Origin of the sequence: Bacillus sp. FSL K6-1005 (assembly GCF_038000225.1) — a bacterium.
GTDB classification, from domain to species: domain Bacteria; phylum Bacillota; class Bacilli; order Bacillales; family Bacillaceae; genus Bacillus; species Bacillus mojavensis.
The window spans coordinates 3,600,385-3,624,917 of the sequence record NZ_JBBOBP010000001.1 but is presented as its reverse complement, the minus strand read 5'-3'; the positions used below and the strand labels follow the sequence as shown (position 1 = coordinate 3,624,917).

At 43.4% G+C, this 24,533-nt stretch carries 22 protein-coding genes; 11 read left to right on the top strand and 11 right to left on the bottom strand.

The features are described from left to right. Positions 1 to 105: 105 nt before the first annotated feature. On the bottom strand, positions 106 to 531 hold the full coding sequence (locus NST16_RS18770; RefSeq protein ID WP_340887963.1) for a DUF5391 family protein: 426 nt from the start codon (positions 529 to 531) through the stop codon (positions 106 to 108). A 536-nt stretch (positions 532 to 1,067) separates the two neighbouring features. On the opposite strand from NST16_RS18770, the gene NST16_RS18765 reads away from it, so the two are divergent. Next, entirely contained in the window at positions 1,068 to 1,523 is a 456-nt protein-coding gene (locus NST16_RS18765; protein WP_010332551.1) for an RDD family protein, read from the top strand. A gap of 48 nt (positions 1,524 to 1,571) precedes the next feature. Here the strand turns inward: NST16_RS18765 and NST16_RS18760 are convergent, their stop codons facing one another. From NST16_RS18760 to yxaF, 3 genes are all read right to left on the bottom strand, one after another. Next, a complete protein-coding gene (locus NST16_RS18760; protein ID WP_340887960.1) occupies positions 1,572 to 2,777 on the bottom strand; it encodes a DUF418 domain-containing protein in 1,206 nt (401 codons plus the stop codon). A 147-nt stretch (positions 2,778 to 2,924) separates the two neighbouring features. Then, complete coding sequence (locus NST16_RS18755; protein ID WP_339179057.1) at positions 2,925 to 3,938, bottom strand: quercetin 2,3-dioxygenase; 1,014 nt, start codon at positions 3,936 to 3,938, stop codon at positions 2,925 to 2,927. A gap of 89 nt (positions 3,939 to 4,027) precedes the next feature. Continuing rightward, complete coding sequence (yxaF, locus tag NST16_RS18750) at positions 4,028 to 4,603, bottom strand: transcriptional regulator YxaF (protein WP_010332554.1); 576 nt, start codon at positions 4,601 to 4,603, stop codon at positions 4,028 to 4,030. 131 nt (positions 4,604 to 4,734) lie between these two features. On the opposite strand from yxaF, the gene NST16_RS18745 reads away from it, so the two are divergent. Next, on the top strand, positions 4,735 to 5,802 hold the full coding sequence (locus NST16_RS18745) for an SDR family oxidoreductase (RefSeq protein ID WP_340887955.1): 1,068 nt from the start codon (positions 4,735 to 4,737) through the stop codon (positions 5,800 to 5,802). Between the two features lie 36 nt (positions 5,803 to 5,838). Here the strand turns inward: NST16_RS18745 and NST16_RS18740 are convergent, their stop codons facing one another. Both NST16_RS18740 and NST16_RS18735 read right to left on the bottom strand, forming a co-directional pair. Next, on the bottom strand, positions 5,839 to 6,171 hold the full coding sequence (locus tag NST16_RS18740; protein WP_326331794.1) for a DUF1433 domain-containing protein: 333 nt from the start codon (positions 6,169 to 6,171) through the stop codon (positions 5,839 to 5,841). Between the two features lie 173 nt (positions 6,172 to 6,344). After that, the gene (locus NST16_RS18735) at positions 6,345 to 6,857 is read right to left on the bottom strand and encodes a DUF1433 domain-containing protein (RefSeq protein WP_326331793.1); all 513 of its coding nucleotides are present in this window, start codon (positions 6,855 to 6,857) and stop codon (positions 6,345 to 6,347) included. Positions 6,858 to 6,917: 60 nt separating this feature from the next. Here NST16_RS18735 and NST16_RS18730 point away from each other — a divergent pair, with 60 nt between their 5' ends. Both NST16_RS18730 and NST16_RS18725 read left to right on the top strand, forming a co-directional pair. Further along, positions 6,918 to 8,390: a lipase gene (locus NST16_RS18730; RefSeq protein WP_340887953.1), complete on the top strand. Its 1,473-nt coding sequence runs from the start codon at positions 6,918 to 6,920 to the stop codon at positions 8,388 to 8,390. A 14-nt stretch (positions 8,391 to 8,404) separates the two neighbouring features. Next, positions 8,405 to 8,815, top strand: a complete 411-nt coding sequence (locus tag NST16_RS18725) for a hypothetical protein (RefSeq protein ID WP_010332560.1) — start codon at positions 8,405 to 8,407, stop codon at positions 8,813 to 8,815. Between the two features lie 147 nt (positions 8,816 to 8,962). Here NST16_RS18725 and NST16_RS18720 read toward each other — a convergent pair whose 3' ends face one another. Together NST16_RS18720 and NST16_RS18715 are read right to left on the bottom strand one after the other, a co-directional pair. Beyond that, complete coding sequence (locus tag NST16_RS18720; RefSeq protein WP_340887950.1) at positions 8,963 to 9,994, bottom strand: polysaccharide pyruvyl transferase family protein; 1,032 nt, start codon at positions 9,992 to 9,994, stop codon at positions 8,963 to 8,965. A gap of 88 nt (positions 9,995 to 10,082) precedes the next feature. Continuing rightward, positions 10,083 to 11,231 (bottom strand): glycerate kinase, encoded by a 1,149-nt coding sequence (locus NST16_RS18715; RefSeq protein WP_340887947.1) that lies wholly within the window; start codon positions 11,229 to 11,231, stop codon positions 10,083 to 10,085. 193 nt (positions 11,232 to 11,424) lie between these two features. Here NST16_RS18715 and gntR point away from each other — a divergent pair, with 193 nt between their 5' ends. From gntR to ahpF, 6 genes are all read left to right on the top strand, one after another. Beyond that, complete coding sequence (gene gntR / locus NST16_RS18710; RefSeq protein ID WP_010332563.1) at positions 11,425 to 12,156, top strand: gluconate operon transcriptional repressor GntR; 732 nt, start codon at positions 11,425 to 11,427, stop codon at positions 12,154 to 12,156. Further along, the gene (gene gntK / locus NST16_RS18705; RefSeq protein WP_340887943.1) at positions 12,149 to 13,690 is read left to right on the top strand and encodes a gluconokinase; all 1,542 of its coding nucleotides are present in this window, start codon (positions 12,149 to 12,151) and stop codon (positions 13,688 to 13,690) included. The genes gntR and gntK overlap by 8 nt, the downstream gene beginning before the upstream one ends. 28 nt (positions 13,691 to 13,718) lie before the next feature. Beyond that, positions 13,719 to 15,065: a gluconate permease GntP gene (gene gntP / locus NST16_RS18700; protein WP_168749245.1), complete on the top strand. Its 1,347-nt coding sequence runs from the start codon at positions 13,719 to 13,721 to the stop codon at positions 15,063 to 15,065. Between the two features lie 23 nt (positions 15,066 to 15,088). Continuing rightward, a complete protein-coding gene (gene gnd / locus NST16_RS18695) occupies positions 15,089 to 16,501 on the top strand; it encodes a decarboxylating NADP(+)-dependent phosphogluconate dehydrogenase (protein ID WP_340887941.1) in 1,413 nt (470 codons plus the stop codon). Between the two features lie 289 nt (positions 16,502 to 16,790). Beyond that, on the top strand, positions 16,791 to 17,354 hold the full coding sequence (ahpC, locus tag NST16_RS18690; RefSeq protein WP_010332567.1) for an alkyl hydroperoxide reductase subunit C: 564 nt from the start codon (positions 16,791 to 16,793) through the stop codon (positions 17,352 to 17,354). 13 nt (positions 17,355 to 17,367) lie between these two features. Next, positions 17,368 to 18,897: an alkyl hydroperoxide reductase subunit F gene (gene ahpF, locus NST16_RS18685; protein ID WP_340887939.1), complete on the top strand. Its 1,530-nt coding sequence runs from the start codon at positions 17,368 to 17,370 to the stop codon at positions 18,895 to 18,897. A 106-nt stretch (positions 18,898 to 19,003) separates the two neighbouring features. Here ahpF and bglA read toward each other — a convergent pair whose 3' ends face one another. Together bglA and NST16_RS18675 are read right to left on the bottom strand one after the other, a co-directional pair. After that, positions 19,004 to 20,443 carry a 6-phospho-beta-glucosidase BglA gene (gene bglA / locus NST16_RS18680; protein ID WP_340887937.1) on the bottom strand — a complete coding sequence of 480 codons (1,440 nt, stop codon included), beginning with the start codon at positions 20,441 to 20,443 and terminating at the stop codon, positions 19,004 to 19,006. Positions 20,444 to 20,456: 13 nt separating this feature from the next. Then, positions 20,457 to 22,325, bottom strand: a complete 1,869-nt coding sequence (locus NST16_RS18675; RefSeq protein WP_340887935.1) for a beta-glucoside-specific PTS transporter subunit IIABC — start codon at positions 22,323 to 22,325, stop codon at positions 20,457 to 20,459. Positions 22,326 to 22,482: 157 nt separating this feature from the next. Between NST16_RS18675 and NST16_RS18670 the strand changes: the two genes are divergently transcribed. Continuing rightward, positions 22,483 to 23,193, top strand: a complete 711-nt coding sequence (locus NST16_RS18670; RefSeq protein ID WP_340887933.1) for a GntR family transcriptional regulator — start codon at positions 22,483 to 22,485, stop codon at positions 23,191 to 23,193. 63 nt (positions 23,194 to 23,256) lie between these two features. Here the strand turns inward: NST16_RS18670 and NST16_RS18665 are convergent, their stop codons facing one another. Then, entirely contained in the window at positions 23,257 to 24,270 is a 1,014-nt protein-coding gene (locus tag NST16_RS18665) for a hypothetical protein (RefSeq protein ID WP_326226211.1), read from the bottom strand. Positions 24,271 to 24,533 lie beyond the last annotated feature (263 nt).

Here is a 24,533-nt window from a genome sequence, read left to right as displayed (position 1 = left end):
GCATCCCTTGCAGATTCTCTTTTTCTATCATCCCCAGTTCAGTCATTTCCAATTTGTGAATAAATGTAGTTCACAGAAAAATCATGCATCAGCAAAAATAGAAAACTATGTAAAATTCCTTGTGACAGGTTTCTTTGACGAAGAACGAAAAGCGGCAAAAAACCAAATGATGTTTACAGCCGCTGAAGCGAGACAGAGCCCCATCACAGTGATCACATCAGAGAGCGGATGGTCACTGAATATACTGACCATCAGCACAATGGCGGCAGTAGATAAGTGAAGCAGCAAACCCATGCCGCAAAGCGCCGCCATCACAAATTTCATCGCATCCACACCCAGCATGTACATGAGGATGGGAATGAAATAGAAAACAAGTATCATACCAATTGCCGACCACATACCGATAGAGTTGAACTGATTGGCTGAGGACCCCGTGTCTGCCAGCGGAGAAAGTGAAGCCGCAGCAATCATAGCGCAAAAAAGGAATGCAGAAATCACAGTCAAGATCACCACGCGATTTTTTCTGGACATGATCAATTGACACCTCCTAAAATAGAAATATTAACCTTTATTATCATAAAGGAAAAACTAATAGAAATCGATGGTGTTTCTACCTTAATTTCAGTGTTGTGTTCTATGCCAAAACCTGGTGTAAATACCCAGTATGCGAGGGTCCAAACCCTTCCTCGCTCTCCAGATTCGCTTCAATTAGCTCCCATACCTGCTTGCAGCTCGTGCTCATATCATCCAACCCGTCTGTCGATCAACAGCAGTCGTTTCTTATCGTCCTCACTAAACCCCCGATGCCCTTCGCCTTTCGTTTATCCGGCAGAAGCAAGCCAATTTTCTCACGAACTTCATCCTCAGTCATTTGGCACTGCTTTATGGCTTCTAATAATGTATAAGACATGCTTTTTAATGATCTCTGGTATATTTATACAGTAGAAAAGAAAGGATAAAAGACTCATTTTTCAGTAATATCAGGATTTTATCACCATATCATATTGCAAAAGCTTTTTTTACAAAGTATACTGTTCCAGATTAATTCAAAGGAGAGAGAAATATACATGGAAAAACCGGCAGGATTTTGGATTCGTGTTTTAGCTTATTTGATTGATGGCATTATTGTATCTGTTCCTAGCTATATTATTCTATTTATTATCAATTCTGTATTTATCGCTGGTTCCATCGCAACAGACCCATACATGACAAAAGACGAATATATGGTGAAATACTTAACGCTTGCCTTTTTGCCAACCATGCTGATCATGATCGTCATCAGTGTGTTATATTACGGGCTGCTTACAGCTTCTAAAATGCAAGGCACGCTCGGCAAAAAAATTCTCGGGCTGAAAGTAGTCAATGAACAAGGCGGACGCGTGTCTATCGGGCAGGCAATCGGCCGTTACTTTGCGTACATATTATCTGGAATTATCTTTTATATCGGTTTTATCATGGTGGCATTCGGAGAGAAAAAAGGCCTGCATGACATCATTTGCCGCACACGAGTTGTATATAAATAATTGAAAACATGAAAAAGTCTAGACTCCAATATGAGTCTAGACTTTTATTTATCTTGATTTCTTCAAGATCGGCTGCCATTTCATATACGTAAGGCTCCTCCAAAGCCACTCAAACGGCCCCATTCGGAATGCCCGAAGCCAAAGATGGCTGAAAATCATTTGAAGGGCACATACCGCGATCGTGATCAGCACGCCCGCAGCCGGATACACTTTGCCGTATAACCCCAACCCGTAATGATAGAAAATCCACGTACAAATGATTGATTGCATGAGATAGTTGGTAAATGCCATTCTCCCGACTGCGGAAAAGTATTGCAGCGGCTTAGCCAGTCTTGTCTTATGATATAGATACACAATCGTAGTGACGTAGAAAAACATAAGAAAAGGCGCTCCAACCAGCAAACATACTTCTTTTTCGGTCACACTGTACAATATATGAGCGCTGATGCCAATGAGCAGCCCAGACAGCCATACTCTTTTTAACGCTTTGCGGTGCTTTTCCGGCTGATGCAGCAATCTTGATTTTGCCGCCGCGGCGCCCAGCAAAAACATACTGAAATATTGGATGGAGGCAAAAAAGAAATTCAGCGGATTATAGGTCAGCATGCCATTCATTGACATATAAACGAGACGGTCGTGGATTCGCTGTTCCGCAATGTCTTTCAGGGTGCCGTTTCCGTAAGCATGCAGCGCCTGCTTCGCCTGCTGACTGGCCGCCTGTGCCCATTCTTGACCGTTCGCTTGATGAAAGCTTGCCAAAATGAACGGAAGCGAAAACAGGAGATACAAAGAGGCTGCCCATATCAACAGTGTTTTCGGCTTTGCTTTTCTGAACAAAAGGAAAACCAAGCCAAGCAGGGCGTATTCCGTTAAGATATCCCCGTCCCATATCAAAAAAGCATGAATGGTTCCAAAGATGAAGAGTGCCAATAATCTTCTGATATAAAGCGGGACAAAACGTTTTCCTTTGCTTAACGCTCTCTCCATCATCACCACCATGCCAAACCCAAATAAAAATGAAAACAGTAAAATACATTTGGTTTGAATCAAAAATTTCAATATGTCTGCTGCAGCAAAGTCGGCACCAGACCACTTTTCCGTGAAAAAATTATCCTTTTCAAGCATAGACAAATACATATCCGGATAACTGAAGTGCGCCAAATTCACAAATAGAATGCCGAAAATGGCAATTCCTCTTAACACGTCAAGCACACCAATACGCTCATTTGTCAGAATCGGCTGTAATGAAGCCATATGGATCACGCTCCTTTTTTCTATACCTCAAGCGTATGAAAAAAAGAAGCGAAGAAACATCGATTTAGATGGCAACACAAAGGAAAAACCTTACAGTCCTGTCACCTTCACAATAAAAAACCAGGCTTCACAGGAAGCCCGGAGATATTATGGTTTCATGACCTTTAAATCTAATGTGTCGATATTCTGCAAGACACGGTCGAATCGCAAAGCTTGAGGTTCACTCGGGAAGATATGCCCTTCATACGGATCTCCTAACGTGCGGAAAAACGGCTCGAATAAGCCCGGAACCAATACCCCCACCATTTTTGTATAGTGAGAATCCAAGCGATAGGAGTGTACAGTGTTGGCAGGAACATGCAGAAAATCTCCTGGATTAAGCTGAATTTCTTCACCATCGGCCCACATCGTCATTTGCCCTTCAAGGCAATAGAATGTTTCTGTATGATGCTCATGGTAATGATCAACGATGCGATCGCCTTTAGGGCCTTCAGATGATACAACGATAAATTGCCCGTCTGTATTCTTTTGCGCAGCCACTATCCGGTGTAGCTGATCGCCCGTCAACAAACGGTCTCCTTCTCCAGACTCAAGCACATATGGAACAACGCCATCCGGAAGTTCTGTATTCTCCACAAGTTTTGGAGCACCGGCAGGGTTTTCATCCTCCGCAAACATAATGTCCGCCACCTCAATCGCTTTTGCAAAACGCTCTTTTGATACCTCTTCGCTTGCGTGCGGCGGATGTTCAGCATGATCATACGGCGTTCCAAGCACGGAATACATATGTGCGACATTCCCTTTCATTGTGTAAGACACCAGCCGTGTTCTGTGGCTATGCATCCGGTAGCTGTGCGGCGTTCCGGCCGGAATATTCGCATAATCACCAGCTACTAAAAGATAATGTTCACCATCAAGTGTCAGTTCAAGCTTACCGTCCAGAACAAGAAGCCCTTCATGCGTATTTTTGTGAATATGAAGCGGAAAGGCATCCCCTTTTCCCCCAGAAAGCAGTACGATCTCGAACAAATCTCCCGTGCTCTTTCCGTTTGCCATCACTGTCGCAACCTGTCTGCCGAACAAGTAGCGCTCTCCCTCTCCGCTGCGGAGCAAGTAAGGCACTTTTTCTTTGGGCAGTGAATGTTTACTTAACGTTTTCATGTTGTTTCCTCCAATTTAGACCAGTCTATATATTTTAGGTTTCTAACTAGACCGTTCTATATAATTGTAGGGGAAAGGATAACAAATTGCTACCCTTTTTTCCTCACCAATACTGGAATTTGTTCGGCAATGAGAAGAAGGGGCGTTTTGTCTTTATTCGTTAACGAAAGCATAATACCGCCTTCAATCATCGAATTGATCAGCATCCCAAGCTGATTTGCTTCTTCTTCTGCAAATCCGTTTTCCTTTAATTTTCTGGCGAAAACCGCTTCCCAGCTTTTAAACACCTTCATGCAAACCGTGCGCAGCGACTCGCTGATTAACGCCGTTTCACTCGCCAGCAAGCCGACTGGAATCCCTTGAATGCTTTCCGTATTGTCAAACTGGCTGGCGGTTTTTTTGATAAAATGCTGAATCGCTTCTGTTGGATCAGAGGATTCATCCATACTTTGCTGTATCACATGCTCAACGATCTTTCCTGTATATGAAACCGCTTCAATTGCTAATTCTTCTTTGCCATTCGGAAAAAAGTGATAAAGCGATCCCTTAGGAGCACCGCTTTCTTTCACAATCTGGTTTAAGCCCGTCGCGTGATATCCTTGCAGCTGGAACAGACGTGATGCTGTGTGAAGGATTTTTTCACGTGAATCTCCTCTGCTAGTCATTGAAACATTCCCTCCTAGGTATGGTAGAGCGACTTATATAATATAAAAAAGAACCTTGGGATTGTCAAAAAGGGGTAGTGGCCTCCCGGTTGGGGTAAATGTAGACAAACATGTCTAGGAGGGGATTCTCGATGCCAAATGATGATACGGTCACCAATACTGAACAGCTTGAAAAACAGCAAAACCCGAAAACGAAGCTCAAACTGAAAAAAGTAAAGGATCAAGTCATCGTCATTACCGGTGCTACAAGCGGAATCGGCCTCGTCACCGCGAGAATGGCAGCCGAAAAAGGAGCAAAAGTCGTCGCAGCAGCCCGAAATGAAGAGGCCCTTCAGGAGCTCGTTGACGAAGTAAAGAAAAAAGGGCACGAAGCCATCTATGTAAAAGCGGATGTGGGAAAAGAAGAAGACGTCAACCGCATCGCAGAAACCGCGATCAGCACATTCGACCATTTTGACACATGGGTTAACAACGCTGCTGTTTCGGTTTTCGGACACGCCATGGACGTTACCACCGAAGACATGAAGCGCGTGTTTGACACCAATTTCTGGGGTCCGGTCTATGGAACAAGGGCAGCCGTCAAACACTTTACAAGCAAAGGCGATCCGGGTGCTCTCATCAATGTAGGAAGCCTATTCGGCGACAGAGGAACCGTCATTCAATCCACCTACGCGTCTGCGAAATTCGCGCTTCACGGATGGACAGAAAGCATTCGAATGGAGCTTGAAAAAGAACAGGCACCCGTCTCGGTCACACTCATCCATCCAGGCAGAATCGACACACCCTACAACGAACACGCCAGAAGCTACCTGGACAAACAGCCGGCTCATTCCCGCTCTATGATCTATCCGCCGGAAGCTGCAGCCGAAGCCATCCTGTTTGCCGCTGAACATCCGAAACGCGACATGTACATCGGCTCGCAGGCAAAAGCCATCGCCATGCTGGGTGCTCTCTTTCCCCGGCTGACCGACAGACTGATGGAAAAAATCATGTACTACAGCCAGCATGCGGAAAGACCGTCCAAACCGCGTGAAGAAAGCGCGCTTTACCATGCGGGCTACGGCATGCATGACAGGGGGACAAATAAAGGGTGGCTTCGGTCAAGAAGCTATTATGCAAAGGCCACAAAGCGCCCGGCGGTAACTGCGGCAGTTATTGCCGGACTGGCGGCTTGGGGGATGATGAAGCGAAGGAAGTAAGCCGGCCTCGAAAAAATAAACAGGCATTTCGCCTGTTTATTTTAGTTCCCCTATGTCTCTTAAATATTGTTCACGCTCTTTTTTATCAGGGTATGCGGTTTTGATATATTCTTCTTTTTCTTTCTTGCTGTAATCGCTCCAGTCTGTAAAACGGTCTCCCACTTCTTTTGAATAGCCAATAGAATCTACTTCATTCGATTTATAATATAAAGAGGCATCAAATGAGAATTTCTCTGGCTCATTATTGATGTAACCAGTAACTTCAATCATTCCCATTGGACTTATTGTTACCTTCTCATTAAACTTAATATCCTTAATAAAATGATGAATATCCTCTTTTTTCAATTTTTCCTTTATTTTCGGTTTCATCTTTTCAGCGTACTCTTCAGCTTTTTCTTGTTCACTTTTTTCTTTACTAGTTATGTATTCATTATCCTTAGAAGTGTCTGACGTTTTTTTGATTTCTAAATGAAGCCAACCATTAAAATTAACAAAACGCTAACAAAAACTAGCAATTTAAATGGCGCTTGTTTTTTCATAGATTATTTCATTTCCCCTATGTCTTTTAAATATTGTTCACGATCTTTTTTATCAGGGTAAGCGGTTTTGATATATTTATCTTTTACCTCTTTGCTATATTCGCTCCAATCTCTGAAACGGTCTGAGACATCTTGGGAATAACTTATCCCATCAACTTTATTGGACTCGTATATCAAATCTGCGGAAAAATCGAATTTCTCTGGGTTGTCATTTATATAACCATTTACTACAATTCTTCCCATCGGGTTTATATTAACTTTATCTTCAAAAGTCACAGACTTTATAAAATGATGAATATCCTCTTTTCTTAACTCTTCTTCTATTTTTGGCTTCATTTCCTCAACGTATGCTTCTGCTTTTTCTTGTTCGCTTTTTTCTTTATTATTCATATTTTTTTTACCTCCTGTGACCTCCGGTTTTTCTGGTTTATTTAGTTGATGATTAATATAAAAAGCACATGTTAGTGAGATTAATAAAACTACCCCTACAATCAGTATTTTTTTGGTATTTATCATGGTATTTCATCCTTTTTTATTTTATTATACAAGATAGGTAAAGTTTGGGGGAATATCGAAATGGCTATAAGAAAAAACACTTTAAAAATTAGTGATGAAGATTATAATGAAATTTCCAGTTCAGCATATAACCTTAAAAAATACCACATTGGTCAAACAATAAAAATTAGCAACGGCCAAAAGCTGTATGTTGTTGATTATAAAAAAACTGAAAAGGGTCTTGATGCTTTAACTCTTGTTAATGAAAGAGATTATACAATTTCAAACAATGGAAAAGACAAAGAAAAAATCCAAAACGCCATCATCGCATACCGCGGATCAGAACCTATCAGCACTAACCAATTAAAAGAAACGATTAAGGAAACAAACCAGCGTGGAAAAAGAGAAGAGCTCATTAAAGAACTTGAGAAAAAAGGGATCAATATCCCAGCTGATGAAGATGGGTCTTCTTTTGACTCAGTAACAGGTTTCTCTGAATATGCAAATGAAATCATCCAAGATTGGCTTCACATGGATACTAGTTATCTAGTTGGCAAAAAGCCGTTTGATGATGGAACAGATAATCAGGCCATTCAGGCAGATCAATATGCAAAAACAATACATCAAAGTTTTAAAAATGCTGACATTCAAGTAACGGGTCACTCATTAGGCGGTTCTAATGCAGGCTATGTCGTAGTGATGAATGACTTTATAGAACGCGGTGTCACTTTCGAGAATCCTAACATATATAAAAACCTGCCTGAGGATGTAAAAGCCCGAGCGTTAAAGGGAGAGTTTCGCAGCCGTTTAACAGAATATATTAATTTAAATGATGGATTATCCTTGCTGAATCGGGATGCTGCTGAAGTAGGCAAAGTAAAAGTGATGTATGACGAAGCTTTGCCGAGTGGTGTACAGAATAATAGCCTCCCTGATGAAGTGAAAATGCTGGGCCTTGGACTTAAACATTATGGTAATCAATCTCTTGATATTACACTATTTGCTGAAGCCTTGATGGGAAGTCACGGCTTGGATCGATACAGCTTCCATTCAGATGGCTCTGTCCAAACTGTGGATGATGTTTTAAAGAACAACCCTGACTTTGCATTAGCGATGCTTAAGCAAATGAAATCAACGAATGTAAAGGCCAATACAGGTGTTTCGATTCTGATCAAATCACATGTATTAATGAATACAAGTACTCAGTTGAAGCATATTGCCGAAACGGAATGGTCAAAAATGATACGCCAGATTGAAAGAATCGATGACAAAGTAAAGGATACAATTGAGGATGTCAGGAATATGCATGCACGAATGGTTGGTTTTGGCGCCTATGATGAATTATCAGTTTCCGATGTCGATGATCTGATCAATAAGATCAAAATGAACAAACCGCACCACCTTTTTTACTCAAAAGAAAAATATGATCAGGCAGTAGATGCAGCGCTCAATCTGCAACACTTTCTACAGATGATTGCAGATGATCTCGGACATATGGGACATGCGTATCATGATGCAGATCTGGCAGCGGCCAGTCGAATGGGGATTTCATAAGGAGAGAAAGAAACATGGATTTTATGAATAAGAAACCAACAGACGCTGACCGTTTTATGCAAAGAATGACGAGTCAGCATTCAAGCACTTCGATTTTTTCAAATGCTGGTGTAAATACCTCTGAAATGACACCTGAACAATTGGCTGCGTTCAAAGAGAGGAAGAGACAAGAACAAAAATTGGCGTTAATGAATTCAATCAAAAAACAATTAAGCTATGCATTCCAGGAAGACCGTAAGAATTTGTCTTCGATCCTTGAAAACATTACAGATGCCGAGCAGGCTATAAAGACAAAACGAGAAATCCTCAACCATCATATGTCTGGAAAAGCAATAGATAGTGTCACTGATAAAATGAAAGATCACCTTTCATTTGATAAAGTTCATTCTGATGTTTCGAGTGTAATCAATTCCATTGGCTTATAAAGTAGAGAGTCAATATAGCTTAAAATAAGGAAGATATTATCTCCGACAAAGTGGCGCAGCGAGAACGAATCACGAATGAAACTGTGCGTCTGGAAAACGATCATTAGCACAGAAAAAAGCAGACTGTTCCCAGTCTGCTTTTCTCCATTACGATCTAAAGAAATCAACCAGCGGCTGAAAATCCTTAGACAAATCAACATCATTCGGCTCTGCTTGAAGCAGGCGGTCAATCATTTGCTCTAATTCCTCAATATCATTTTTATCTGTGTATTCAATGAAGTTTAAGCTTTCAAGCCAATCCCGGTATGAATGTTTCGCTTTGCCGTAGCTATTTCCAAAGACGAGGCATGGTGTTTTGGTGATAATCGAGAAAATCATTGCGTGAAGGCGGTCGGTAATGACCAATTTACTTGAACCGATGCGGTCAAGCATCTCCATAAAATGCTTTTCCCGATCCTCGTAATCAATCATATCGACCGTATCAAGCACCGTGTCTGTACGCTCCGCGTAGGTTGTTTTTTCTGCCCATTTCATCATGTGTGAAATAAAATCTTCATCGGTTACCTTCTCCTTGTCCGCTCTTAAAATAAAAAGAACGCCGTCCCGTTCAAGCTCTTTCGGTACGATATCCAAAGACAGCACCATATCCGGTGTAAAGATCACATTTGAATTGAAGGTTTCTTTCACAACATCGAGCGTCTGCGTCTCCCGCGCGGCAATCGTTAAATGTGGATTTTGATGGTACGCATCCTGTGTTTTTTTCTTTTCTTTGTTTCCGTCCTCTGTATCTTCAAAATAGACGGATTGAGGAAGAGAAATGGATTTATAGTTTTTAAACGCTGCAAAGACCTTCCTTCTGTCCTCCTCAATATCGAGATAAAGATTGCCTAAATTTCCTCCGCCGGTAAAGCAGACAATATCGTCTTCACGGATGATTTCCTTCACCAATTCGATGCCTTCATCCGTCGCATAGTCCATAATTTCAATATATTCATAGTACGGAAAACGATTTTTAATAAATTTCTCTTCCGCATACGCAATCGCTTGGTCTCCGATGTTTGTGTAACTCGGAGAACCAAACAAAAATACTTTTCGTTTATCATTTAATAAGGCTTCGGGTTTCACATTCGGCGCGATGCCTTTACCTAGTTTTTTGCCTTTGATTTCTTGTACAGTCATGTCTGCGTCCTCCTTCTAGGTTGTGCTTGTTACCTGTCTGTACCCAGAAAGGAGGGTGAATATGCACGGGCATGTGCTTGCCCCGGCATTATATCAGATACATCGTTTTCGCCAGTTTTAAGGATGCCGCAATGTTTCTTGCCGTTCTTTCCATATTCTCGGCTGCATGCCCAAGTGCGTCTGCAAGGGGCACGGCTCCCGGCACGATGCTAAAAAGGGCATCCATCCCGTGTGCATAGACCGCATCACTGTCTCGCGAAACGGATCCCGCAAGTCCAATGACAGGCACATCGTATGCCTTAGCCGCTTTGGCCACGCCAATCGGCGTCTTCCCGTAAACTGTCTGGCTGTCAATCCGCCCTTCGCCGGTAATCACAAGATCTGCATCCTGAACCTCGCTTTCAAACTGGACCGCATCGAGGACGATGTCAATGCCTCTCTTCAAATCAGCACGGAGAAAAGCAAGAAGACTCCATCCGAGACCGCCTGCTGCACCGGCGCCCTCTGTTTCCCTGAAGCTTGTTTCAAGCGTTTTCTCTGCCACATCCGCAAAGCGGTACAGATTCTGGTCAAGGATACGCACCATGTCAGGCGTGGCGCCTTTTTGAGGACCGAAAACAGCGGAAGCCCCTTTTGGCCCTGTTAACGGGTTATCCACGTCGCAGGCGACTTCGATTTTTACATTTCGTAATCTGGGATCAAGTCCTGCCAAATCTATTGAAGAAAGCTGAGAAAGCGCACCGCCTCCGGGTCCAATTTCATGGCCTGATTCATCAAGAAGCCTCCCGCCCAGCGCCTGAACCATCCCGGCTCCGCCATCGTTTGTGGCGCTTCCGCCGATTCCGATGATCAAATGCTCCGCACCCGCATCAAGAGCGGCTCCGATTAATTCTCCCGTTCCTCTAGTAGATGTGGCAAACGGATTTCTCTTCTCTGCGGGCACAAGGTGCAATCCCGATGCGGCAGCCATCTCAATCACAGCCGTTTTTCCGTCTCCCATTAGGCCAAAAAACGCTTTTACCGGTTCCCCGAGCGGACCCGTAACCATCTGCTCTTTTATGATTCCGCCTGTGGCATCGATTAATGACTGTACCGTTCCCTCACCGCCGTCCGCCATCGGCAGCTTCCGATATTCAGCATTCGGGAAAACTGTTTTGAAGCCTCTTTCTATGGCATGAGCCGCCTCCAACGCTGATAAGCTTTCCTTAAAAGAATCTGGTGCAATAATGATTTTCATCCAATCGCCTCTTTCAAAAAGTGATGATTTATAGTGTCTTTTCTTCAATTTACCATAATTACTTTTGGCGATATATACCAATTTACAAGGAAAAATTTTATTAAAAATTAGAAATGAAAGTGTTTGCATTAATAAAACATTCACGTTATCATACTTGTATACAAGTATACTCCTTAGTGAAGAAGGTGAGCGTATGCTAGATTCCAAGGACCTGTTATATCCCGCAAAATGGCTTTCAAAAGCGTCAACCGGCGTTCGCGTTGCTTGCGAGCTGAGAATGCGAATTATTTCAGGCATGATTGAAAGCGGTACCATTCTATCAGAAAATACAATCGCGGCTGAGTTTTCCGTAAGCCGTTCGCCGGTTCGCGAAGCGTTAAAAATACTGGCTTCCGAAAAAATCATCCGTTTAGAACGAATGGGAGCGGTTGTGATTGGGTTAACTGAAAAGGAAATCGCAGAAATATATGACGTGCGTTTATTATTAGAAACGTTTGTCTTTGAACGGCTTGTCAAAATCGACGTTGAGCCTTTAGTCAAAGATCTCAGCAAGATTCTAGAAATCATGAAAGTCTCCATCAAATACGAGGACGCGGACGAGTTTTCATTTCAGGATGTGTTATTCCATGAAACGATTATCCGCGCCATTGATCACTCATACATTCAGATGATCTGGAACAATCTAAAACCCGTAATGGAAAGCTTTATTCTTTTATCAATGCGGGTACGGTTAAAGGAAAAGTACGAAGATTTCTCAAGGATTCTGGACAACCATGAGCTATATATTCAAGCGATCAAAACAAAGGACAGGGCGCTGATGGTTCAGTCTCTGCACCAGAATTTTGACGATGTGCAAGAAAAAGTAGAGGACCTCTGGCTCTCACAACAAATGCTGGCAAAAGGAGCTGAACACCAAAATGACTAGTTATATGTTAGGAATCGATATCGGTACGACCAGCACAAAAGCTGTATTATTCACTGAGAACGGAGAAGTGGTACAGAAAGAAAGCATCGGCTACCCGCTCCATACACCGGACATCTCAACAGCTGAACAAAATCCGGAAGAGATTTTTCAGGCTGTCATCCATACAACAGCAAAAATCACGAAACAGCACCCGGATAAACAAATCTCATTTATTTCCTTCAGCAGCGCCATGCACAGCGTCATTGCCATGGACGAAAATGATCAGCCGCTGACGCCATGCATCACGTGGGCAGATAACCGAAGCGAAGGCTGGGCGCATAAGATTAAAGATGAGCTCAATGGGCATGAGGTTTACAAACGAACAGGAACACCCATTCATCCGATGTCACCGTTAAGCAAAATTACATGGATCACAAACGAACGAAAAGAAATTGCTTCTAAAGCCAAAAAATATATCGGCATCAAAGAGTACATTTTCAAACAGCTATTTAATGAGTATGTAATCGATTACTCATTGGCATCAGCGACAGGGATGATGAACCTGAAAAGCTTGGATTGGGACGAGGAAGCACTGACGATCGCAGGCATTACGCCGGATCACTTATCCAAACTCGTGCCGACAACCGAGATCTTTCAGCACTGCAGCCCGAAATTAGCAATACAGATGGGAATCAATCCGGACACACCTTTTGTCATCGGCGCAAGCGACGGCGTACTGTCCAATCTCGGTGTGAATGCCATTAAAAAAGGAGAAATCGCCGTTACGATCGGTACGAGCGGCGCTATCCGAACCATTATCGACCAGCCGCAAACCGACGAAAAGGGGAGAATTTTCTGCTACGCGTTAACGGACAAGCATTGGGTCATCGGCGGTCCGGTGAACAATGGGGGCATCGTTCTTCGCTGGATCAGAGATGAATTTGCTTCATCAGAAATCGAAACAGCGACAAGACTGGGAATTGACCCGTATGACGTGCTGACAAAGATTGCTGAACGCGTCAGACCGGGTTCTGACGGCCTGCTGTTCCATCCGTATCTCGCCGGGGAACGCGCTCCGTTATGGAACTCGGATGTACGGGGCTCATTTTTCGGCCTGACCATGTCACATAAAAAAGAACATATGATACGTGCAGCATTAGAAGGGGTCATTTACAATCTGTACACTGTGTTCCTGGCGCTAACAGAATGCATGGACGGACCGGTCACCCGAATTCAAGCGACTGGCGGCTTTGCAAGATCAGAGGTTTGGCGGCAAATGATGTCGGATATCTTTGAATCAGAGGTTGTCGTTCCGGAAAGCTATGAAAGTTCATGTCTCGGCGCCTGCATTTTAGGCCTGTATGCGACAGGGACAATCGATTCGTTCGATGCCGTGTCCGACATGGTCGGCAGCACGTACAGACATACGCCAATTGAAGATTCGGCCAAAGAATATAGAACATTAATGCCGATTTTCATTAATCTATCAAGATCATTAGAAAATCAATATACCCAAATTGCAAATTATCAAAGAAGCCTAATTACACACAAATAGCACATGACATGAAGGGGAGGGCATTACCATGCCGTTAATCATTGTTGCACTTGGGATCCTAGCTTTACTGATTTTGATTATGGGCTTAAAATTAAACACATTTATCTCATTACTGATCGTATCATTCGGCGTGGCACTGGCACTTGGGATGCCGTTTGATAAAGTTGTCAGTTCCATTGAAGAAGGTATAGGGGGGACACTTGGCCACATCGCACTCATCTTCGGACTCGGTGCGATGCTGGGCAAGCTGATTGCTGATTCAGGCGGCGCACAGCGTATAGCAATGACGCTCGTCAACAAATTCGGCGAGAAAAATATACAGTGGGCTGTTGTGATTGCTTCATTTATTATCGGAATCGCGTTGTTCTTTGAGGTAGGATTGGTTCTCTTAATCCCGATTGTATTTGCGATTTCAAGAGAATTGAAGATTTCTATTTTATATCTCGGTATTCCGATGGTCGCAGCATTATCCGTCACACACGGTTTCCTGCCGCCGCACCCGGGACCAACAGCGATTGCCGGGGAATACGGCGCAAACATCGGTGAAGTGTTGCTGTACGGCTTCATTGTTGCTGTTCCGACAGTGCTGATTGCAGGGCCAATATTTACAAAGTTGGCGAAAAAAATCGTTCCTGCATCATTTGCGAAAAACGGAAATATATCGTCACTCGGTACACAAAAAACATTCAAGCTTGAAGAAACACCAGGCTTTGGAATCAGTGTATTTACAGCAATGCTTCCGATTATCATCATGTCGATCGCTACCATCATTGATTTGCTTCAGGAAACAATAGGATTTGCGGATAACAGTTTCCTGGCTTTCATCCGTTTAATCGGAAATGCATCGACTGCCATGATCATCTCACTGCTCGTTGCTGTTTACACAATGGGAATCGCACGCAACATTCCAATCAAAACCGTCATGGACTCTTGTTCTACAGCCATCTCGCAAATTGGCATGATGCTGTTGATCATCGGGGGAGGCGGCGCCTTTAAACAAGTGTTAATCAACGGCGGTGTCGGCGACTACGTAGCAGATTTATTCAAAGAAACGGCATTATCACCGATTCTGCTGGCATGGCTCATTGCAGCGATCCTGCGCATCTCCTTAGGATCAGCAACCGTTGCCGCATTAAGCACGACGGGGCTCGTCATTCCATTGCTGGGACAGTCCGATGCCAACCTTGCATTAGTGGTGCTCGCAACTGGCGCGGGAAGCGTCATCGCTTCACACGTCAACGATGCCGGCTTCTGGATGTTCAAGGAATATTTTGGATTAAGCATGAAAGAAACATTTTCCACATGGACCTTACTGGAAACAATTATCTCCGTTGCTGGACTAGGATTTATTTTATTGTTAAGTTTAGTTGTATGAAATTATTGAAGGAGATGTAACACATGTTCAATACAATTGGTGTCATAGGCTTAGGCGTAATGGGAAGCAATATCGCCTTAAACATGGCAAATAAAGGCGAAAAAGTCGCCGTCTATAATTACACCAGGGATTTAACGGACCAGCTTGTGAAAAAGCTGGATGGACAATCGTTAAGCCCGTACTACGAGCTTCAAGATTTTGTTCAATCACTAGAAACACCAAGAAAAATCTTTCTGATGGTCACAGCGGGAAAACCAGTCGATTCCGTCATCCATTCGTTAATGCCTTTGCTTGAAGAAGGAGACGTCATTATGGACGGAGGCAACTCCCACTACGAAGACACAGAAAGAAGATATGACGAGCTGAAGGAAAAAGGAATCGGCTACTTAGGAATCGGCATTTCCGGCGGGGAAGTCGGCGCATTACAAGGGCCTTCCATCATGCCGGGCGGAGATCGAGACGTCTATGAAAAAGCCGCTCCGATCCTGACCAAAATCGCAGCGCAAGTCGGAGAAGACCCTTGCTGTGTCTACATCGGGCCAAAAGGGGCAGGGCACTTTACAAAAATGGTGCACAACGGGATTGAGTATGCAGATATGCAGCTGATTGCAGAAGCCTATACATTTCTTAGAGAAACGCTTCGTCTGCCGCTCGAAGAAATCGCCAGCATCTTTGAAACATGGAATCAAGGTGAGCTGAAAAGCTATTTAATAGAGATTACAGCGGAGATTTTACGGAAAAAGGACGAACATACAGGTCAGCCGCTGATCGATGTCATTCTTGATAAAACCGGCCAGAAAGGCACAGGAAAATGGACAAGCATGCAAGCCATTGATAACGGCATTCCATCCGCTATTATCACCGAGTCCTTGTTCGCCCGCTACCTGTCGTCCTTAAAAGAAGAACGTATGGCGGCTGAACCATTGTTAGCCGGTCCGAAAACAGAGGAAAAACATTACGATAAGGACCTCTGGATTGAATACGTCAGACAAGCCTTATACATGGGAAAAGTTTGCGCCTACGCACAAGGCTTTGCTCAATATAAAATGTCATCTGAGCTTTACGGATGGAACCTGCCGCTGAAAGACATCGCTTTGATTTTCCGCGGCGGCTGCATCATCCGCGCGGATTTCCTAAATGTCATCAGCGAGGCATTCCAAGAGCAGCCAGAGCTCTCAAACCTGCTGATTGCACCTTATTTTTCAGAAAAAATGAAAGCCTATCAGACAGGAATGCGAAAAGTCGTTTGCGAGGGAATCAGCGCCGGCAGCGCGTTCCCATGCTTAAGCACCGCGCTCTCTTACTACGACGGCTACCGTACAGGGCGTTCCAACGCCAGCCTATTACAGGCGCAGCGCGATTATTTCGGCGCCCACACGTACGAGCGGACAGATATGGATGGCGTTTTCCATACCAATTGGTCTGATGCAAACTAATAGATAAAGCTGACAGCTGGAGCTTTTATACCAGCTGTCAGCTTTTTTTATAGGATAAACTCACATATCACAACTAATTGAGAATCAAACATATAAAATTTAATATGGGTCAAAGTGCAATTTATGCTGATCACACCAGCACTTTCCTTCAAGATGAGAGGAAAAAGAGAAAATAATTAAGGGGTTTTGTCTTGACAAAAAATATATATTAATTAATAATTCATATATAATTAGAATTATTATTGAAAGCACTATTGCTTTCTAAACCATTTTTAGGAGGAATAACATTATGTCTTTAATCGGTAAAGAAGTACAACCATTCGAAGCAAAAGCATTCAAAAACGGTGAATTCATCGATGTAACAAACGAATCTCTAAAAGGTCAATGGAGCGTATTCTGCTTCTACCCAGCAGATTTCTCTTTCGTATGCCCAACTGAGCTTGAAGATCTTCAAAACCAATACGCTGCACTTAAAGAATTAGGTGTTGAAGTGTACTCTATCTCTACAGATACTCACTTCGTACACAAAGGCTGGCATGACAGCTCTGAAAAAATCGGCAAAATCACTTACGCAATGATCGGTGACCCATCTCAAACGATCTCTCGCAACTTCGATGTGCTTGACGAAGAAACTGGTCTTGCTGACCGCGGAACATTCATCATCGATCCAGATGGCGTGATCCAAACTGTTGAAATCAATGCAGGCGGTATCGGCCGTGACGCAAGCAACCTGATCAGCAAAGTAAAAGCAGCACAATACGTTCGTCAAAATCCAGGTGAAGTTTGCCCGGCTAAATGGGAAGAAGGCGGCGAAACGCTTACACCTAGCCTTGATCTAGTAGGTAAAATCTAAGGAGTGCATTCAATTGGTACTTGATCCAAATATCAAAGCACAATTAAATCAATACATGCAGCTAATTGAGAACGACATTGTTCTCAAAGTGAGTGCAGGTGATGATGACACTTCTAAGGACATGCTGGCTCTCGTTGATGAGCTGGCCTCCATGTCATCTAAAATCACTGTTGAAAAAGCTGAATTGAACAGAACGCCAAGCTTCAGTGTGAACCGCGTCGGAGAAGACACTGGCGTCACTTTCGCCGGTATTCCTCTTGGACACGAATTCACTTCATTAGTGTTGGCATTGCTGCAAGTGAGCGGCAGACCGCCTAAGGTAGATCAAAAAGTCATTGATCAGGTGAAAAAGATCAGCGGTGAATACCACTTTGAATCTTATATCAGCCTGACATGCCACAACTGTCCTGATGTTGTACAAGCTTTAAACATGATGAGCGTGCTGAACCCGAACATCACTCACACCATGATTGACGGTGCGGCATACAAATCAGAAGTTGAAAGCAAAAACATTATGGCAGTGCCAACGGTTTATCTAAACGGCGAATCCTTCGGAAGCGGCCGTATGACCCTCGAAGAGATTCTTGCGAAAATGGGCAGCGGCGCAGATGCATCTGAGTTCGCTGACAAAGATCCTTACGACGTTCTTGTTGTCGGCGGCGGACCTGCCGGCGCAAGTGCAGCCATTTATACGGCGCGTAAAGGAATCCGCACAGGTATTGTCGCTGAACGCTTCGGCGGACAGGTTCTCGACACACTGAGCATCGAAAACTTCATCAGCGTAAAAGCAACTGAAGGACCGAAGCTTGCTGCAAGTCTTGAAGAGCACGTGAAGGAATATGATATTGATGTCATGAACCTTCAGCGCGCAAAACGACTTGAGAAAAAAGATCTGTTCGAACTTGAACTCGAAAACGGTGCTGTCCTGAAAAGTAAAACAGTCATCCTTTCAACAGGTGCCCGCTGGCGCAATGTCAACGTACCTGGTGAACAAGAGTTCAAAAACAAAGGTGTCGCATACTGCCCGCACTGTGATGGCCCATTGTTTGAAGGCAAAGACGTAGCCGTTATCGGCGGCGGAAACTCTGGTATCGAAGCAGCGATTGATCTTGCAGGTATTGTCAATCACGTCACTGTGCTAGAGTTCGCGCCGGAACTGAAGGCAGACGAAGTCTTGCAAAAACGTCTCTACAGCCTGCCAAACGTCACTGTACTCAAAAATGCACAAACAAAAGAAATCACAGGCGATCAGAGCGTAAACGGCATCACATACGTAGACCGTGAAACAGGCGAAGAAAAACACGTTGAACTCCAAGGTGTATTCGTCCAAATCGGTCTCGTGCCAAACACTGAATGGTTAGACGAAACCGTTGAACGCAACCGCATCGGCGAAATCGTAGTCGACAAACATGGCGCTACAAGCGTCCCAGGCTTGTTCGCTGCCGGCGACTGCACAGACGGCCCTTACAACCAAATCATTATTTCAATGGGGTCAGGAGCAACTGCCGCTTTAGGCGCGTTTGATTACCTTATCCGTAACTAATATGAAAAGCCGCTATGCTGCTCGAGCTGCAGTATAGCGGCTTTTTTTGCACATCAAAAACCCGAACCAGGCACTTCGGTTAAGTGCTCGATTCGGGCCATCTGCTTTATAATTCCTCACCATTCGTTTGAATGACGTTTTTGTACCACTCAAATGAATCCTTCTTATACCGCTTCATGGATCCGTTTCCTTCGTTGTCACGATCAACATAGATCATGCCGTAACGTTTTTTCATTTCGCCTGTTGTAAAGGAAACGATATCAATAATGCCCCACGGCGTGTAGCCGATTAAATCTACACCGTCATAAATAACCGCTTTTTCCAGTGCTTCAATATGTGATTTCAAATATTGAATACGTTCCGGATCATGGATGGTACCGTCCTCTTCAAGCGTATCAACCGCCCCAAAGCCGTTTTCAACGATGAATAATGGAATTTGGTATCGATCATAGAGACGATTTAATGTGTATCTTAAACCAGTCGGATCAATCGCCCAGCCCCAGTCACTGGATGTGATGTACGGATTTTCAACACTATTCGGCAATCCGCCGTTTACGACATCTCCCGTATTGTCATTTTCGACATCGCTTTTCACAGTTGTCGACATATAATAACTGAAGCCCAAATAATCGACTGTCCCATTTCTCAAAATCTCGTCATCGCCATCTTCGAACGTGATATTGTATCCTTCTCTTTCAAACTCTTTTAACGCATACTTTGGATAATAACCGCGAACCTGCACATCCGGGAAGAAATAGCGCTGTCTCATTTCTTCTTCAGCAAGCATCACATCTTCCGGATTAGAGGAGTAAGGATAAATCGGCACATGTGACACCATGGCCCCAATTTGGAACTCAGGGTTGATTTCCTTTCCTTTTGCCACTGCCAATGCGCTTGCAAGTAACTCATGGTGCGCCGTTTGGTACATGACTTCCTTGGCATTTTCATTTTCTCCGACCACAACTCCTGAGTTCGTCCATAGGAACAGAGGGTTGTTCACATCCATCTGGTTGTTGATCTCGTTAAACGTCATCCAATACTTCACTTTATCTTGATATCGGTTGAAGCAAACCTCAGCAAATTTGACGAAAAAGTCTGCGACTTTTCGATTTCTGAAGCCGCCGTATTCTCTTGCAAGATGCAGCGGCAGTTCAAAATGAGACAGGGTAATCACCGGCTCGATTCCATGCTTCAGCAATTCATCAAATACATTATCGTAGAACTGCAAGCCTTCTTCGTTCGGTTCAGCCTCATCGCCTTTCGGGAAAATCCGGCTCCAGCCGATGGACGTCCGCAAGCATTTTAATCCCATTTCCGCAAACAAAGCGATATCTTCCTTGTATCTGTGATAAAAATCAATGGCTTCATGGTTTGGATAAAATTCGTTCTCTTCAATGGACTCCGTGATTTTTCTCGGTACGCCGTGCGCACCCGCTGTCATCACATCGACGACACTTGGCCCTTTACCGCCCTGATTCCATCCTCCTTCAAATTGGTGGGCAGCTAAAGCGCCGCCCCATAAGAAATCCTTCGGCATTTTTTCCATATTATATTCCTCCCTAGCTTACGACTGTAAATAATTTTTGATCTAACGCACTTACTTCAAGATCCTCGATGAGAATTTCCTGATACGCATGTGAATTCGTGATGATGACTGGGGTAATCGTTGTTAACCCTTTCTGTTCAATGAGTGCTTTATCAAATTCGGCAAGCACCTCGCCTTTTTTGACTGTATCTCCCTCTTTCATCTTTAAGGCAAAAGGAGTTCCGTCTAACGTCACTGTATCCAGCCCGATGTGCACAAGCAATTCGACGCCAGAGGTTGAACGCAGACCGATCGCGTGCTTTGTAGGCGCAACCATGACGACGGTTCCGTCAAACGGAGCATAGAGCTTATTATCGGATGGCTCGATCGCCAAGCCTTGTCCCATGGCACCTGAGCTGAATACCTCATCAGGCACCTTAGAAAGCGGAATGATCTTGCCGCTAAACGGAGCATATACGGTTTCTTCATTTGCCTGTGCCGTTTGAAGACTTTCCTTTTCCGGCTGTGCAGCTGTATCTTCACCATAGCCAAAGACCTGAATCAGCACAACAGGAAGAATCACCGCAATCGCAGCACCGATTAAAATACCCCAGATGGACGTCGGGAATTGTTCATTGATGCCATTCACGATCGTCAGAGGTCCCGGAAGTCCGGCATATGCAAAGTAATACGGATTAAAGAAACTGGCCGTGATGGCACCAACCGCACCGGAAATACATCCAAAGATAAACGGCTTCTTAAATCTCAAGGTCACACCGTAGATCGCCGGCTCAGTAATGCCAAACAGTCCGGTTACCCCAGCTGACACACTGACTTTTCTCGTTTCCTTATTTCTCGCCTTTAAGATAACGCCAAGCACTGCGCCAACCTGTGCAACCACCGCAATCGTTTGATACGCCTGGAATGAATCCCGTCCGTATAGATCATAGTTCGCCAATACCATAGGCGTAATGCCCCAATGTACACCAAAGATCACGATGACCTGCCAGAATGCGCCGATGATGGCTCCAGCCAAAGCCGGCACGTTTTCCGCCAAGAAGTTGTAACCGTTTGCAATTCCATTTGCGCCCAATGTTGTCACAGGGCCAATGAGGACAATTGTTACTGGCACCATAATGACCATACATAGGAAAGGAACAAATAACGGTCTGATCACTTCGTTCATTCTCTTATTCAAGAATCGTTCTAGGTAAGACAAAATCCACACTAGAAATAATGGCGGCAGCACGGAAGACGTGTATGTCGTTTGCGATAAAGCAATCCCTAAGAAGGAAATGCTCTTTCCGTCTGCGATTTGAGTCGCCATCTCCGCCCATGTCGGGCTGACTAACGCGGCACAGCACGCCACAGCAATATACATGTTGGTTTTAAAATGCTTTGATGCCGTAATCGCGATAAAAATAGGCAAAAACGTAAACGGCGCCCATGATATGAAACTAAAAACCTGATAAGTTCCCGTTTTCTCAAAGCCATCAAACAATAAATTAATGAGAATTAATGCACCTTGCAAAATACCGGCCGCAGCCAAAATGTACACAAATGGCGCAAATACAGCTGACATGGTCGCGATAACACGGTTCAGGATCGTTCCTTTATTTTCGCTCTGGTCACCAGTCAGATCAATATTGACCAGCTTCGAAAACGCTTCGAAAACGTCCCCTACATGCTGTCCAATAACAATCTGAAATTGCCCGCTGTTCTCCACGACCGTAATCACGCCGGGCATGGATTTAACGATATCTTTCGCTTGCGGCTTAGACCGCTTTAGCACCAAGCGAAGCCTGGTTGCGCAGCGAGAAGCCCCTATCACATTCTCTTCCCCGCCTACCGCCTCCAAAATGTCTTTTGCTAGTCTCGTATAATCTCTCACTTTCCCCGACATTTTCACCCACCCCTTTGTTTTGGTTACGCTTTCATTATAATTGTACCGGTATAATTTATCAATACTCTAACAAAGTATTTATACCTTTATCATTTCTGTAAGCGGTTTATGCTATAATTTTGACAAGTGAAACTAAACGAATGAATGAGGAATGCGTATGTTAAAGTACCAGCAAATCGCAGCGGAGATCGAAAAGTATATAGAAGAACACGAGCTTAAACAGGGAGATAAGCTGCCAGTGCTAGAAACCCTCATGGCCCAGTTTGAGGTCAGCAAAAGCACAATCACAAAGTCTCTGGATCTACTAGAACAAAAAGGCGCGATCTTTCAGCTCAGAGGAAGCGGCATTTTCGTCCGAAAGCATAAACGAAAAGGCTACATCAGCCTCCTGTCGAATCAAGGATTTAAAAAAGACCTCGAAGATTTCAATGTCACCTCAAAAGTCATTGAGCTGGACGTGAGAAAGCCAACACCGGAAGCGGCAGAAAATCTCAACCTCGGACTTGATGAAGACGTCTACTATGTCAAAAGGGTCCGCTATATCAACGGCCAAACCCTATGCTTCGAAGAATCCTATTACAACAAATCCATCGTGACGTACTTGAACAAGGAAATTGTGTCTCACTCAATCTTTCATTACATCCGGGAAGGATTGGGACTGAAGATTGGCTTTTCTGATTTGTTTCTTCACGTGGGTCAGCTTAATGAGGAGGAAGCGAATTATTTGGGGCTGGAGGCTGGACTTCCGAAGCTTTATATAGAGAGTATTTTTCACCTGACAAATGGGCAGCCGTTTGATTTCTCGAAAATCTCTTATCATTATGAGCAGTCACAGTTTGTGGTGCAGGCGAATAGTTTTTTGTTATAAAAATGGTGCAAGAGGCATACCTCTTGCACCAAAAAAATACATAGATATTAAAAACTAAGTCATTTACTTATAGTAATTATAATTATTAAATGTCGCTATCATATCTTCTTGTGTTCCTCTGTTTCCGCGATTCGTATTAAAGTATAACGTGCCGTCATCGAAATCAACAGATTCTATCTCGAAAAGTGTATAGGCACCACTGGTAATCCGGAAAGATAAATTGTTACGGGTAAACAATTCTTTCGAAAAGTCAGCAGCTTGAGTTGTTTTTTGTTCTTTAATCAAACTATTTATATCCAAAGGATACGTTAATATAATGCTAACATTAGAGGCATTTCCATTTGCGTCTGGTTTTGAAAGCGGCACATATAAGGTTCCTTGATAGAAGGAAATCCCTTGCTGAATATACTTGGAAACATCGGTTGTAACATTATTAACTATAGCTTTCGTGTAATTGAGTTTAAAAGTAGCCTCATAGTCAAATCGTCCAGTTTTATCATTAAATGTACCAACAAAAAACCTTTTTCCTGATCTAACGATAAATTTATCTGTTCCGACTGAATATGTAATGCCACTTACAGATAAATTAGAACCTTTATAATTCAGAACGTAAGTTTTGGCAACTTTGTATGTTTTCTTTGTTGTATCTACACTGAGCTTTATTATTTTATTGACATACTTGGTTCCGTCTGACATTGGAGCAACATAAATGCTGACGTTTTTATCACCCGCAGATGCTTTTACAGCTAAATCATTGGCGTGCCCCAGATCATAACTGGTACTATTAGTATCGGAATTTTTAAGGAGTGTAACAGTTCTATTACTCGATGTACTGCTCATTTTAATAGAGAATAATTGAGTTTTTTGAGTTGCATTGTTAAGTTTTGCTGCATAAATAGCGTTATTGTTGCGATCCACACACATTCCCTGCATCGCAGTAAAATACCCTGATTTTGATAAAGGTGTATAAGTTGTATATGTATTAAAGTAACCGGATTGAGCATATACAGTTGTGGCAGCTAAACTGCTTATAGCTAAGACAACCGCCGTTATGAAGACTCTTGGTTTTCTAAACATCCACGCTATCCTCCTATATTTTATTTCCAAATTATATCATTAAAGAGATTTTAGCGTCAATATATTACCTATTTACGTTACTAATAAACTGTATTTCCTCACCTTATTAGATTAAAAGATATTATTTGGTTAAATAGAAAAAAAGGCCCACCGATTATCCATGATTTTTGAAGGGAAAATACGTATCTTGGTGGTTCAATGTAATGAAATTCAGAGAATTTTTTATATTTTATCATATAAGGGTTTAACAGGCGAAACGTCTC

What these genes read in the sequence shown, in the direction of transcription:
- NST16_RS18770 (WP_340887963.1), bottom strand. Translation starts at nt 531, where the DNA reads ATGTCCAGAAAAAATCGCGTGGTGATCTTGACTGTGATTTCTGCATTC.
- NST16_RS18765 (WP_010332551.1), top strand. Translation starts at nt 1,068, where the DNA reads ATGGAAAAACCGGCAGGATTTTGGATTCGTGTTTTAGCTTATTTGATT.
- NST16_RS18760 (WP_340887960.1), bottom strand. Translation starts at nt 2,777, where the DNA reads ATGGCTTCATTACAGCCGATTCTGACAAATGAGCGTATTGGTGTGCTT.
- NST16_RS18755 (WP_339179057.1), bottom strand. Translation starts at nt 3,938, where the DNA reads ATGAAAACGTTAAGTAAACATTCACTGCCCAAAGAAAAAGTGCCTTAC.
- yxaF (WP_010332554.1), bottom strand. Translation starts at nt 4,603, where the DNA reads ATGACTAGCAGAGGAGATTCACGTGAAAAAATCCTTCACACAGCATCA.
- NST16_RS18745 (WP_340887955.1), top strand. Translation starts at nt 4,735, where the DNA reads ATGCCAAATGATGATACGGTCACCAATACTGAACAGCTTGAAAAACAG.
- NST16_RS18740 (WP_326331794.1), bottom strand. Translation starts at nt 6,171, where the DNA reads ATGAAACCGAAAATAAAGGAAAAATTGAAAAAAGAGGATATTCATCAT.
- NST16_RS18735 (WP_326331793.1), bottom strand. Translation starts at nt 6,857, where the DNA reads ATGATAAATACCAAAAAAATACTGATTGTAGGGGTAGTTTTATTAATC.
- NST16_RS18730 (WP_340887953.1), top strand. Translation starts at nt 6,918, where the DNA reads ATGGCTATAAGAAAAAACACTTTAAAAATTAGTGATGAAGATTATAAT.
- NST16_RS18725 (WP_010332560.1), top strand. Translation starts at nt 8,405, where the DNA reads ATGGATTTTATGAATAAGAAACCAACAGACGCTGACCGTTTTATGCAA.
- NST16_RS18720 (WP_340887950.1), bottom strand. Translation starts at nt 9,994, where the DNA reads ATGACTGTACAAGAAATCAAAGGCAAAAAACTAGGTAAAGGCATCGCG.
- NST16_RS18715 (WP_340887947.1), bottom strand. Translation starts at nt 11,231, where the DNA reads ATGAAAATCATTATTGCACCAGATTCTTTTAAGGAAAGCTTATCAGCG.
- gntR (WP_010332563.1), top strand. Translation starts at nt 11,425, where the DNA reads ATGCTAGATTCCAAGGACCTGTTATATCCCGCAAAATGGCTTTCAAAA.
- gntK (WP_340887943.1), top strand. Translation starts at nt 12,149, where the DNA reads ATGACTAGTTATATGTTAGGAATCGATATCGGTACGACCAGCACAAAA.
- gntP (WP_168749245.1), top strand. Translation starts at nt 13,719, where the DNA reads ATGCCGTTAATCATTGTTGCACTTGGGATCCTAGCTTTACTGATTTTG.
- gnd (WP_340887941.1), top strand. Translation starts at nt 15,089, where the DNA reads ATGTTCAATACAATTGGTGTCATAGGCTTAGGCGTAATGGGAAGCAAT.
- ahpC (WP_010332567.1), top strand. Translation starts at nt 16,791, where the DNA reads ATGTCTTTAATCGGTAAAGAAGTACAACCATTCGAAGCAAAAGCATTC.
- bglA (WP_340887937.1), bottom strand. Translation starts at nt 20,443, where the DNA reads ATGGAAAAAATGCCGAAGGATTTCTTATGGGGCGGCGCTTTAGCTGCC.
- NST16_RS18675 (WP_340887935.1), bottom strand. Translation starts at nt 22,325, where the DNA reads ATGTCGGGGAAAGTGAGAGATTATACGAGACTAGCAAAAGACATTTTG.
- NST16_RS18670 (WP_340887933.1), top strand. Translation starts at nt 22,483, where the DNA reads ATGTTAAAGTACCAGCAAATCGCAGCGGAGATCGAAAAGTATATAGAA.
- NST16_RS18665 (WP_326226211.1), bottom strand. Translation starts at nt 24,270, where the DNA reads ATGTTTAGAAAACCAAGAGTCTTCATAACGGCGGTTGTCTTAGCTATA.